The organism is Armatimonas sp. (assembly GCF_043760365.1).
GTDB lineage: Bacteria > Armatimonadota > Armatimonadia > Armatimonadales > Armatimonadaceae > Armatimonas.
This window is the reverse complement of the sequence record NZ_JAYUPA010000689.1, coordinates 1-11,040: the sequence shown is the minus strand read 5'-3', so window position 1 is coordinate 11,040 and position 11,040 is coordinate 1. Positions and strand designations below refer to the sequence as shown.

10 protein-coding genes are annotated in these 11,040 nt (G+C 57.4%); 7 read left to right on the top strand and 3 right to left on the bottom strand.

Annotated elements, in window-relative coordinates:
* Positions 1-56: 56 nt before the first annotated feature.
* A complete protein-coding gene (locus ACH2EH_RS16175; protein ID WP_395143147.1) occupies positions 57-629 on the bottom strand; it encodes a DUF4476 domain-containing protein in 573 nt (190 codons plus the stop codon).
* A gap of 65 nt (positions 630-694) precedes the next feature.
* On the opposite strand from ACH2EH_RS16175, the gene ACH2EH_RS16170 reads away from it, so the two are divergent.
* From ACH2EH_RS16170 to ACH2EH_RS16155, 4 genes are all read left to right on the top strand, one after another.
* On the top strand, positions 695-1,930 hold the full coding sequence (locus tag ACH2EH_RS16170; protein WP_395143145.1) for a DNA glycosylase AlkZ-like family protein: 1,236 nt from the start codon (positions 695-697) through the stop codon (positions 1,928-1,930).
* Between the two features lie 172 nt (positions 1,931-2,102).
* Positions 2,103-3,122: an ABC transporter ATP-binding protein gene (locus ACH2EH_RS16165; protein ID WP_395143143.1), complete on the top strand. Its 1,020-nt coding sequence runs from the start codon at positions 2,103-2,105 to the stop codon at positions 3,120-3,122.
* On the top strand, positions 3,123-3,911 hold the full coding sequence (locus ACH2EH_RS16160) for an ABC transporter permease (protein WP_309689544.1): 789 nt from the start codon (positions 3,123-3,125) through the stop codon (positions 3,909-3,911).
* Positions 3,911-5,647: a tetratricopeptide repeat protein gene (locus ACH2EH_RS16155; protein WP_395143141.1), complete on the top strand. Its 1,737-nt coding sequence runs from the start codon at positions 3,911-3,913 to the stop codon at positions 5,645-5,647. The genes ACH2EH_RS16160 and ACH2EH_RS16155 overlap by 1 nt, the downstream gene beginning before the upstream one ends.
* Positions 5,648-5,702: 55 nt before the next feature.
* Here the strand turns inward: ACH2EH_RS16155 and ACH2EH_RS16150 are convergent, their stop codons facing one another.
* A complete protein-coding gene (locus tag ACH2EH_RS16150; protein WP_395143139.1) occupies positions 5,703-7,847 on the bottom strand; it encodes a beta-L-arabinofuranosidase domain-containing protein in 2,145 nt (714 codons plus the stop codon).
* 45 nt (positions 7,848-7,892) lie between these two features.
* Between ACH2EH_RS16150 and ACH2EH_RS16145 the strand changes: the two genes are divergently transcribed.
* The 3 genes from ACH2EH_RS16145 to ACH2EH_RS16135 all read left to right on the top strand — a co-directional run bounded on the left by ACH2EH_RS16145 (position 7,893) and on the right by ACH2EH_RS16135 (position 10,366).
* Positions 7,893-8,426 carry a PepSY domain-containing protein gene (locus tag ACH2EH_RS16145; protein WP_395143137.1) on the top strand — a complete coding sequence of 178 codons (534 nt, stop codon included), beginning with the start codon at positions 7,893-7,895 and terminating at the stop codon, positions 8,424-8,426.
* A 6-nt stretch (positions 8,427-8,432) separates the two neighbouring features.
* Positions 8,433-9,311 (top strand): alpha/beta hydrolase fold domain-containing protein, encoded by an 879-nt coding sequence (locus ACH2EH_RS16140; RefSeq protein WP_395143135.1) that lies wholly within the window; start codon positions 8,433-8,435, stop codon positions 9,309-9,311.
* Between the two features lie 104 nt (positions 9,312-9,415).
* Positions 9,416-10,366 carry a hypothetical protein gene (locus tag ACH2EH_RS16135; RefSeq protein ID WP_395143133.1) on the top strand — a complete coding sequence of 317 codons (951 nt, stop codon included), beginning with the start codon at positions 9,416-9,418 and terminating at the stop codon, positions 10,364-10,366.
* On the opposite strand, the gene ACH2EH_RS16130 is transcribed toward ACH2EH_RS16135, so the two are convergent.
* Positions 10,311-10,973 carry a VOC family protein gene (locus ACH2EH_RS16130; protein ID WP_395143132.1) on the bottom strand — a complete coding sequence of 221 codons (663 nt, stop codon included), beginning with the start codon at positions 10,971-10,973 and terminating at the stop codon, positions 10,311-10,313. The two genes, ACH2EH_RS16135 and ACH2EH_RS16130, sit on opposite strands and share 56 nt — an antisense overlap.
* Positions 10,974-11,040 lie beyond the last annotated feature (67 nt).

Here is an 11,040-nt window from a genome sequence, read left to right as displayed (position 1 = left end):
CGAGGCCGCACTCTTGGCTGCCCGGCAAGGGCTCGTTTAAAACGACGGGTGTAAAACTAAAGGATCCCTAGCTTGGCGCACACGCTGCGCCAGGTGCTGGAAAAGGGGAAGGCGTCTGCTAGCGTGAAAAAACGCTGAGGGTCGGTGAGGCGTGGGTAGAGCGTGACGGCCACTTCCTCTTTTCCTTCGCTGAAGTTGAACAGGCCAATCAGGACGCGAAGCTGGTTACAGGTGAGATAGCTACTGCGTGTGGCGACGCGCAGAGTGCTGAGCTTGTCCTCCGGGAAGCTACGGCGCTTGATAGCGTCCACGACCTCGCGTAGCTCGTCGTCGCGTAGGGCGATACGTGGCACGTCCAAGTACGCAGAGGTGCTCAGGCGCACCAAATCGCGCTCTAGATCTCGGGCGTCTCGTTCGGCCTGGTCCAGGAGCGTCTCCAGGCGACGTTGATCATTTTCTCGGTCTCGGCGGGTCTCCCGCTCACGAGCCATGGCACTATCTTTGCTTTGTGCGGCCAGTACTCGACGAAGCAGCTCGCGCGCGTCCGCCATGTCCACCGCAAGGCGATGCGCACGTTCCTCGGGGAGGAGGATGCGCCCTGTCGTCCGAATCTCTCGTGATTTTTGCATGCACTAGTGTACACTAAAAACGCTCGCCAGAAGGAAAACGGGCGTTCGCCGACGAATCAAGAGTCGTGCAGACGATTCGAATACCCAAAGAGGCCGCTCGGGCGTTTCTCATCCGCGCCTTTGCGCTTGAGAGCTGGCAGAGCCTTTCTGATACGGAAGCGGCGATTCAGCAGTTGGAGTTTGTGCAAGAGGACTCGATCCCGATTTGTGGCCGGATGCATGATTTGATCCTATGGCCTCGGGTGAAAAACTACACCCCCAAAAAGCTAGCCGACACGCTCTACGGCAGTGAGAGTTCCTCGGCGAGCGCCTTTGAGATCCATTTCCCCAACCTCGCGGCACTTCCCCGTGCAGACTACCCCTATTTTGTGCGCCGCAAGAAAGCTCGGACACAGACACCAGGGCGCTGGCAGGGCTTGCTTCCCGAAGAAGAGCCCGTCGCGGAGGCGTTTTTGGCCGCGCTGGACACCCACGGGCCGCTCTCTACACGCCGTCATGGGAACGACTTCGGGCACATGCTCTCCGGCTGGGGAACGCGCTCCACCGTGATCTCGCAGGTGGCAGAGAAGCTCTGGCTACACGGGAAGCTCGGGATTGCGCACCGTAAGAACTTCGAGCGCTACTTTGATCGCCTGGAGCGTGTCGCCCCGGAGCTGGCACAGTGGCACACCGACAATGCCACGCTCCCTGACCCGGAAGAGGCGGCGCGTTATCTTGCTCGCAAGCGCCTCAAGGCCAAAGCGCTCTTTCGCCCTCGGCGCGACGATCTCGCAACGCTCGGGGAGAGCGCGTTTTGCAAAGTCGAGATTGACGGCCTCACCAAGCCCTGGTACACGCTAAAAGAACTTACCCCCTTCGCGGAGCCGCACCCCGAGGGTACCCGGGTCGGTCGGAGCGAGGAACGAGCGGAGCCCGGGGGGAGGTTGTTAGCCCCCCTCGATCCACTGATCTACGACCGGCAGCGCAACCGCGAGATCTTTGACTTTGACTACACCTGGGAGGTCTATGTCCCGGCGGCAAAACGCAAGTGGGGCTACTACGTGTTGCCTATACTTCTGGGCGACAGGCTCATTGGTCGAGTGGACTTAAAGCGCGAGACAAAGACCGATACACTACAGTTACTTTCCCTCTCCCTGGAGGATGGTGTGGATGCACAGATGGTTGCGGAAGCCATTGCACTTCGTCTTAAAAATCTCGCAAGCTTTCTGGAAGTAAGCCAAGTTGCCGTGATGGGGACTTGCCCCGCGCCTATTTGCAAATCGCTTGCATCTTGGCTTGACATTGGGAGAGCAAAGCGGTAAACTTCTGCGGCCTGAGTGGGAACATTCTCTCTGGGTTATCCGTACTAATTCGGGGGCACGTTTCTTGCGTCGCTCCTCGTCATCGTTTATAAACAAAACAATCCCAAAACGCACTCGTGGAGCGGCGCGGCCCCAACGACAGGGCACTTCGCTTCGCATAAGGAGCTTTCGTATGGCGGCAGCCATAGAAATTAAAAACCTGACCAAACAGTACCCTGTCCCCCTGAAGCGCGAGGTAGTCAACGCAGTGGACAACCTCTCCGTGACCGTGGGAGAAGGCGAAGTTTTTGGCTTTCTGGGCGCCAACGGCGCAGGAAAGACAACCACGATTAAAATCCTGCTGGGGCTGATCTTCGCCACGCAGGGAGAAGCTTATGTCCTGGGGAAACCCGCTGGGGATATCGAGGCAAAACACAAGATCGCCTATCTTCCTGAGTCACCCTATTTCTACGAGCACATGACCGCTCTTGAGATCGTGACATTCTATGCGCAGCTCTTTGGCATGAAGCACGAAGACGCCAAAAAGAAAGCCGCCGAGCTCGTGGACTTTGTTGGGCTAGGTGGCAAGAGCGATGTCAACAAGCGTGTCGCGGAGTTCTCCAAAGGAATGCGCCAGCGCGTCGGTATTGCACAGAGCCTGATCAACGACCCCGATCTGCTCTTTTATGATGAGCCCACCTCGGGCCTGGACGCCATTGCACGTCGCGACATCCGCGATCTGATGCTGGATCTCAAGCGTCAAGGCAAGACAATGTTCCTCTCCAGCCACCAGCTTGAGGATGTCGAGATGGTCTGTGGGCGTGCTTCGATTATCCATAAGGGTAAGCTCCAGGTCATTGGAACTATGGACGAGCTCCTGGGCGGCGAGCGAGTCGAGGTAACGGTTGTCAATCCATCGGCGGAGCTTACTGGCAAGCTAGGGAACCTGGCGAGCACGACATTCGATGAGAAGCTCACTGTCAATGTCCCGAACTCGGATGTGGGCGGGCTGCTCGATGCTATCCGTAGCGCAAAGGGAGATGTCTTCTCGGTCATTCCCAAGAAACGCCGCCTGGAAGATCTCTTTGTTGAGATTGTCGGTGAGCGCATTGATGCCGCCACCGGAAGCCTGGCGTCCACGGGCGACCGCACCGTCGAGGGCAGTGATGCCAAGCCGACCGCGAACAAGTATAAGGACTTGATGGATAAATAAATGAATACTTCCCTTGTTATTGCACGAAATACAATTAGCGAAGCGCTCCGCAAGAAAGTTCTCAACGCCTTCCTCATGGTGGGCTTTGCGATGCTGGTGCTTACCTTCGCATTCCAGCAGTTCTCCCCGCGCCAAGAGCTAACGCTCGTCAAAGGTATGGGCCTGGGGATTATCTCGATGGCTGCGTTGTTGATCACTGTCATCCTGTCAATCAACCTCATCCCAACCGAGATCGAGCGCCGTACGATCTATACCATTCTCTCCAAGCCCGTCCGTCGCCCGGAGTTTCTGCTGGGCAAGTACTTTGGTGCCGCCAGCACCATCTTTATCAATGTCGGGCTGATGGGCCTTGCGTTTGTGATCGCTATCGCCTTGAAGCAGCGCGGCGCAGAAGGTCTCTTTGGGCCACTGAACATGCTCAAGGGCGTGCTGATGATCTACATGCAGATGGCTCTGCTGAGTGCACTGGCGATCTTCTTCTCGACATTTCTGTCGCCTTTGGTGAACTTTTTCCTGACATTTTCCATGTTTATTGTCGGTAACCTCTCCAGCTTCACCTTGGATCTGGCGAAGAACACGCAAAATGTCCTGGCGAAGGGGTTCTTCACGGCGGTGCACTACCTCGTGCCTAACTTTGGCAACTTCAACTACACCAACCCACTGGTGCAGGCCAATGTGCAGGTGAAGTCCGAGGCGGTACTGCTCACCCAGAACTGTATCTACGCGGTGGTCTATGCCACTGTGTTGCTGATTCTCTCCATCCTGGTCTTTGATCGGCGCGAGGTGTGATGATGAAAAATTTCCTAGATGCGGTGCGAGGCAACCCCAAGCTCGCCGCAGGTGCGCTGGCACTGCTGGCAGTCCAGGGCCTTCTTCAGGCCAGGATTGACCCGCTCCGCCGCCAACCTGCGGTCGAGCCGCCCTCCGTGATCAAGTCAACGGGGGGGCTGCCCTTTGAGTACTCCCTCGCGGCGATTTCGGGCTTCCGGCAGGTGATTGCGGGCTTGCTCTGGGTGCGCGCCGACTCGTTCTTCCACTCGGGCAACTACGATGCGATCCTGCCGCTGCTGCGCCTGATCACGTGGCTCGATCCCAACTGGCTGGATGTCTACGCCACCGGTGCCTGGCACCTGATGTACAACTTCACCGATACCGACCAGCGCTCGGACCGCCGCTACTTGCCGGTGGGCCTTGCACTGCTCAATGAGGGAATCGCGGCGAATTCCACGGTCTTTGATCTCTATAAAGAAAAAGGCTGGAACCTTTTTGACAAAGTAAAAGACTACCCGTTGGCAGCGGATGCTTACAAAGCGGGGCGTGATGCCGATCCCAACCACGATATCAACCAAATTGAGCACCTGCTCGCCCACTGTGTCGAGCGCTCGGGTGATCCCGAGGGCGCGATTGCTGCCTGGGCAGATGCCATGCGGCGACACAAGGTGCTCTGGGATGCCGCCAAAGGGGTCGCTGGAAAAGAAGACATTGAGAGCCGCAACCGCCAGGGCTACAACAATGCGTCGAAAAACTTTCGCATCATGAAGGTTCGCAGCTACTGCCGCCCTAGAGACATCGCACGTCTAGGCCCCGTCGAGGCAAGTATGGGGGTTAAAGTCACTCGGATTCGTCCCCGTGTTCTGAGAGTCGAAGGAAGCTGGAACCTCGTAGGATGTCTGAAGGATCAATACGACGATCTCAGCTTCGATGACAAAGGCGATCCGAAGTCCGCGACGATCTCTAGCGGAATCGTCATGGATGGGCCCGTTGATGGGGCGCGTGTTGATGTTCGCTTGCAGAATGCAGGCTATGTCATGCCGGACTCCCAGAACTTCAGCTTCGAGGTATCCGATGACCTGACCATCATGCAGGACTCGCTTAGCTCACGCGGGGGACGACGATCTCTGAAAGGTACGCCCTATCAGTTCAACCCTGGCGGTGCAGGCGATCAAAACCTGGAGCGTGCGGGAATCTATTCCTACAAGGATCAAGCCAGTGCGCCCAAGGGAATCTCGGCGGCACAAGCCTTGGCATCGGGACAGATCTCGCCTGCGGGGCAGCTCCAGCTGGTAACCTACATCTTCCCCCCTCAGACACGTCAGAAGAAGTTCTACACGTTGGCGGATCTCCCCGGTCTTATGAGTGAGCTTAAGTCGGACCCAGCACGTATGGCTCAGCTGGAGACGAAGAAAATTCTGGTCGCAACGGAGGACAAGCTCCTGCTGAGTGAGTTTGGCAAAAACCGCGAGCTAGACATGAGCAAGGATCCGAAGATGTACGGCTTCAAGACCGATCTCTACGACCTGATTGTCTCCTTTAGCCCACGGAGCGCCCCGGACTTTGTTCAGGATCGCCTGGGCTGGAATGGGGAGGGCCTGAAGGATAAGCGCTACCTGCGGTCGGATGTTAAGCTCGGCCAGCAGATGCTCTACTTGAAGCTCAAGCTCACCAAAGAGGACATCATGGGGACGGACAAAAAAGTCCTGTTTGACGATAGCGCGGGTATCGGACTGGACAGGCTCCAGAAGTAGCCCACGAACAAACAAAGAAACTCCCCGGAGCCGCTGGCTCCGGGGAGTTTGTGCTTTACTGTAGTTTTTTCTGGAGCCTGCAAAGAAAGAGTGGCGCACTGGGGCCAGTCACACGCACCGTGAGCCGCTCTTTGCCTTGCGTGAGCACTTCCGGTAGCGCATAGGTCTCGACATGATGCCTATGCTTTTCGACAGCAAGCGTCGGAGTGGCAATTTGCTCGCCCTCCACTTCGACGGTAAATTCGACATCGCCCTCTTGCGGTGGCCCCCAGGTACAGACAAGCTCTACAGCAGCATCAGGCAGGCTACGTAGCGTGAAGGAAAACCAGCCGTCTTTTTCGTTAACTTGGCGGAACTTCCAGGCGCTGCGCTCGCCGCCGATAAAGCCCTCGCCGGTGAAGTGATGGTCGCGCTCGGGCTGCATCTGGTTGGGCCAGAACGTATCGAGGAGCTTGGTGCGCTCGGCGTGCTCTTGCGCCTCAGCGGCGCGGTAGGTGGTCTCTTGTGCGTTCCAGTCCTTCGGGGAGAATATATCAAAGTAGACGCACTGCCGATGCCCGTGAAGCTTGTAGAACGGCACCAGCGAGATATCCTCACGCTCAAATGTCCGGGCTTTGGGATTGAGAAGCACCGGCACTGGGGGAATCTTTGCGTTGAAGGGCTCTCCCCCATCCGCATCGCCGGGCAACGGTGCGGCTCCGAGATCTGCGGCGAGAACCAGCGGGCCGTCGAGCAGGGCAATTTTCTGTGGCGCACCAAGAAGCGGCTCAAAAGAGCGTTTTTTCGGGAAGGTCAATGCCTGATTACGAATATCACGCCATAGGATTCCCGAATACCCCGCCCAAGATGGTAGGCGTAAGCGGACGGCAATATCGCTGGGGCCAGTGACAGTAAAGTGCACTGTATCGCTCTCTGGGAATGTGGTCTCCTGGCGCACCATCAGTCCCCATTCGGGGACATGCACCTCAGAGGCAAGAAGCTGCGTGACATAGAGCACCCGGTGTTTGGCGTCCATAAAGTAAACGCCGTCGCCGTAGCGGGTGTGGTTTTCCCAGCCGGTGCCCACGCAGCACCAGAACGAGTCCTCGGGGGTGGAGTAGTGCTTGAAGTGCCCGGAGAGCAGCGAAACAAAGTAGCACACCATGCCGTCGGCGGGGTTCTGGCTGGCGAGAATGTGGTTGATGCGCACACGCTCCATAAAGTCCGCGTACTCAGCGCGTGGCTCCCAGCAGAAGAGCTGAGCCGTCAGCTTGAGCAGGTTGTAGCTATTGCACGTTTCGCAGGTCGTGTTTGTCAGCCGCTCTGAGAGATCCCCCACCGGCCCGAAGTGCTCGCCGCTCCCGTGCCCACCAATAACGTAGCTATGGTTCTGCGTCACAAAGCGCCAGAAATTCTCCGCAATGCGCCGATACTTTTCGTTACCGGTCACTTCGTAGAGCCGGGCACAGCCGATAATCTTGGGGATTTGGGTGTTGCCATGCAATCCCGGTAAGCAATCAATCCCGTCGGCGAGCGGGTCTAAGACGGCGCGGTGATAAAACTTCTCGGCCATTTCTAGGAAGCGCGCTTCGCCCGTGAGCGCATACAGCTTGGTAAAAGACTCATTCATCCCACCGAACTCGCAGCTAAGCATCGCCTGCCAGTTTTCGTCGTCGAGACTTGCTGTCACCGCAATCGCCCAGTCGGCGAGTTTAGTGACGAGAGTGAGGGCGATGGAATCCCCGAATAATTTTGCCGCATCCAGCAAGCCCGCAAAAAGCTTGTGAAGGTTGTACCAGGGCACCCAGCAGTCATTGAGATCGAAGTTTCTGGCACGAACCACGCCAGCCCGTAGCTCCTCAAAGACCCGGTCGGCGTCTGGCATTCCGCCGATAAAACCATCGGTGTGAGCGTCTTGACAGCGCTTTAGCTCAGAGAGAATGAGCGCGACTCGCTCCGCAAAGCGCGGGTCATCCTTGGGAGCTTCTGCGGCGAGGCGCACACATGCGGAGAGGTAGTGCCCGAGCGAGTGCCCCGCCAAGCTTTGTTGCTCCCAGCCACCGTAGGCCTCGCCGCAGGGGGGTAATCCCGCATTGCGATAGAAGCCATGCAGCAGACGCTTGGGATCAAGGGACAGGAGCCAGGCGGCGTTGCGGTCACGGGCATCGGCGAAGGGGCCGGTGCCCAGACGCACCTGGCGGGGATCGAGTTCAGTAAGCATTTCAGCGTTAATGGTATCGCAGTTTTTAGTCTATAATGCCGTGGCATGACCTTTAACTTTCTTAACCGCAAGGTTCACTACTGGACCAGTGTGATCTTTGCGCTCCCGGTTCTGGTGATCCTCACCACAGGGTTCTTGCTCCAGATCAAAAAACAGTGGACTTGGGTGCAGCCGCCCGAACAAAAAGGCGTCGGCAAGACTCCCACCATCAACCTGGAGCACGTTCTGAGTGCCGTTCAAGCTCTCCCTGAGCGAAACGTGTCAGGCTGGACAGACATCAGCCGCGTGGACATTCGTCCGAGTAAGGGCATCGCAAAAGTGACCCTCAAGGATGACTGGGAGGTGCAGGTGGATATGGAGACGGGCAAGGTTCTCCAGAGCGCCTACCGCCGCTCGGATCTAATCGAAACCCTCCACGATGGTTCTTTTTTCGCGGGCGATATCACCAAACTGGGGCTTTTTCTTCCTAGCGCAGTGGCCTTGCTGCTCCTCTGGTGCACGGGGCTCTGGATGTTCTGGCTCCCGATAGCAGTCCGTAGACGTAAAGCCAAGGGAATCCTGTCTCGCACGGCGAAATAACATACCATGACACGACGAATATTTTTCGGCATCACTGCCGCCATCGCCCTTCTCTCTCCTGCGTCCGCGCAGACCCGCCAGACTGATGTGATCTACGGCCACAAGACGGGCGTTGCACTGAGCATGGATGTCTTTGTGCCGGAGAAGTCCAAGGCGAACGGGATCGGCGTTCTCTGGATGGTGAGTGGTGGCTGGAACTCACGACATGAGGACATTAACCCCGCTCTGGGGAAAGCCTTCGCGGACCGGGGCTACACGCTCTTTCAAGTTGTGCATGGCACGCAGCCCAAGTTCACGCTCCCCGAGATCCTGCAAGATATCCACCGCTCTGTGCGCTTTGTTCGTACCAACGCCAGCCGCTGGGGCATCAACCCCGACAAGCTGGGTATCAGTGGCGGCAGTGCGGGCGGCCATCTCTCCACGATGATGGCGGCCTACGGTGGCCCCGGCGATCCCAATGCCAAAGATCCCGTGGACCGTGCCTCCAGCGCCGTGCAGTGCGCCGCGGTTTTCTACCCTCCCACCGACTTTCTCAACTACGGCAAAGACGGCGCGAAGGCGATGCTCAATCCGTTTTTAAAGGGCTACTGGCCCGCCTTTGGGATCACGGACAAGACGCCCCCCGAAGAAATAGAGCGCCTCAGCAAAACGCTCTCACCGATCTATGGGGTCAATAAAACCACCCCGCCCGTCTTTCTCATTCATGGCACCGCTGACTTGCTCGTCCCGATTCAGCAGTCCGAGCGCCTTATCGCAAAGCTGAAGGAAGAAGGTGTCGCGTGTGATTTAGTCCGTCGCCCTGGAAAAGGCCACGGCTGGCCCGGCATCGAGAACGACGCGTTGCTGTTGATGGACTGGTTCGATAAGTATCTCGTGAAGAAGTAATCGTCGCCGCTAAACTCTCGCCCCCATGAACGGGGGCGTCATATTGTCGTCGCAAGCTCCGACACGAAGGGCGTCCCGCCCATAAAACTTAAAATTAGGACGATATGAAAGCACTCCCTCCCTGCCGCCTCTTTGTCTTGCTTGCACGCGATGCCCCACTCGGCGTGATCTTCCGTCGCGGCCCCACGAAATTGACACAGCTCATTCTCTGGCACACGGACATGGATACGTTTGAGCTGGGGGATCGGCACGTCGGTAACTTTTACCCAGAGCGCAGCGATCTCTCTCCCGATGGGAAGCTTCTGATCTACTTTGCCGCCAACTATACGGCAAGGCGGCGAAACAAAGGGCTACCCGACACCTGGACAGCACTCAGCAAGCCTCCTTGGCTCAGACCCCTAGCATTGTGGCCGAACTTTGGTACCTACTATGGGGGTGGGCTCTTTACATCAAACATAATTGTGCAGGTTAATCAAGATCCGCATGCCCACAGAGTTTCAGAAGGATCGGTTGATCAGACGAGCTGGCCGGCAGGGAAACCGCCTGCCGAGCTCGATTTTCCGTACGACCAGCTTTTCTGGGATCATGACGATCAGTTTTTCACCCGAATGGAGCGCAATGGCTGGACTGCTGTGGAGCCCTACCCTTCCATGCTTGGCCCGCTCAACCCAGATGCCACCTTTACGGAACTGGTGACGGGAGCATACGAAGCACCTGAACTGCCAGTTCACCTCCGCTCTGTATATTCCAAACCGCGTCCAGGAAGCAATGAGAGCCTGGTGCTTCTCTGGCCACACCGAAGCGCAGGTTATTATGGACGTTCGGAAAGCCCGAGCTACGAAGTCCATGATTCACGGCTAAAGATAGTTACATCACTTTCGGGAGCCATCTGGGCGGACTGGGATCAGCGGGGGCGCTTGGTCTATGTGCAAGAGGGGAAACTCTTCACCGCCGATCTGAACATTCCTGGTAAGTTTGATCCCAAGGAAATCGCCGATTTCACGCCACTGGATAAAAAGCGGGTACGAGCTCCCCAATCGGCGGGCCAGTGGTAATCATCTGACCATCCATCAGCGTTACGGTTAACGGAATCGGTTGCGCCGGATGACGATTGTCAGGGTACCAGGGACGGTTATGCTGGACGACAATGAGAAGCCCCTCTTCATCGCCGACGGGCTGAAACTGCGTGCCGCCCTGCCGATAAAGCGGAAGCCCAAGAGAAGCGACAGTACCAGGAACATCGTCGGTCACGAGGCCGATCTCGCTGATGCCCAGAATCTCGAAGTTCTCGCGGCGGCTGTTGGGGAGCGTGTGCCGGGCGATCAGCTCGGCGATATTGCCGTCGGGATCGGTAAAGTAGACGGCGTGGGCGTTCCAGTGAGAGAAATCAAAAAGCTCTTTGCCATCGGAGCCAGACAGGAGCGGGGCATGCTCGCGCAGCCAGGCGACGGCTTCGTCGAACAGATTCTCAGGGATAGTGAAGGCGAAGTGCGCGATGGCGGGTGGTGTCTGCGCCTGTGTCAGAGTCCAGTGCGTCGCGCCTGCCGCCAGCGTCACAGAGTCGGGGCCGGAGGAAAGCTCCTCCAGCCCCATGGTCTTTGTCCAAAACTGCTGTGCACGCTCCAGATGGGCGGTGCCCATCTGGAGCGCACGAAAACTCACTGCGAGACGACCCAGAGATTCTTGTACTGCACGAGATCATGGTTGCCCTGGAGAACAATCGGGCCCA

Excerpts from the sequence above, each read along its gene's own strand:
- ACH2EH_RS16175 (WP_395143147.1), bottom strand. The coding sequence starts at position 629 with ATGCAAAAATCACGAGAGATTCGGACGACAGGGCGCATCCTCCTCCCC.
- ACH2EH_RS16165 (WP_395143143.1), top strand. The coding sequence starts at position 2,103 with ATGGCGGCAGCCATAGAAATTAAAAACCTGACCAAACAGTACCCTGTC.
- ACH2EH_RS16160 (WP_309689544.1), top strand. The coding sequence starts at position 3,123 with ATGAATACTTCCCTTGTTATTGCACGAAATACAATTAGCGAAGCGCTC.
- ACH2EH_RS16155 (WP_395143141.1), top strand. The coding sequence starts at position 3,911 with ATGATGAAAAATTTCCTAGATGCGGTGCGAGGCAACCCCAAGCTCGCC.
- ACH2EH_RS16150 (WP_395143139.1), bottom strand. The coding sequence starts at position 7,847 with ATGCTTACTGAACTCGATCCCCGCCAGGTGCGTCTGGGCACCGGCCCC.
- ACH2EH_RS16145 (WP_395143137.1), top strand. The coding sequence starts at position 7,893 with ATGACCTTTAACTTTCTTAACCGCAAGGTTCACTACTGGACCAGTGTG.
- ACH2EH_RS16140 (WP_395143135.1), top strand. The coding sequence starts at position 8,433 with ATGACACGACGAATATTTTTCGGCATCACTGCCGCCATCGCCCTTCTC.
- ACH2EH_RS16135 (WP_395143133.1), top strand. The coding sequence starts at position 9,416 with ATGAAAGCACTCCCTCCCTGCCGCCTCTTTGTCTTGCTTGCACGCGAT.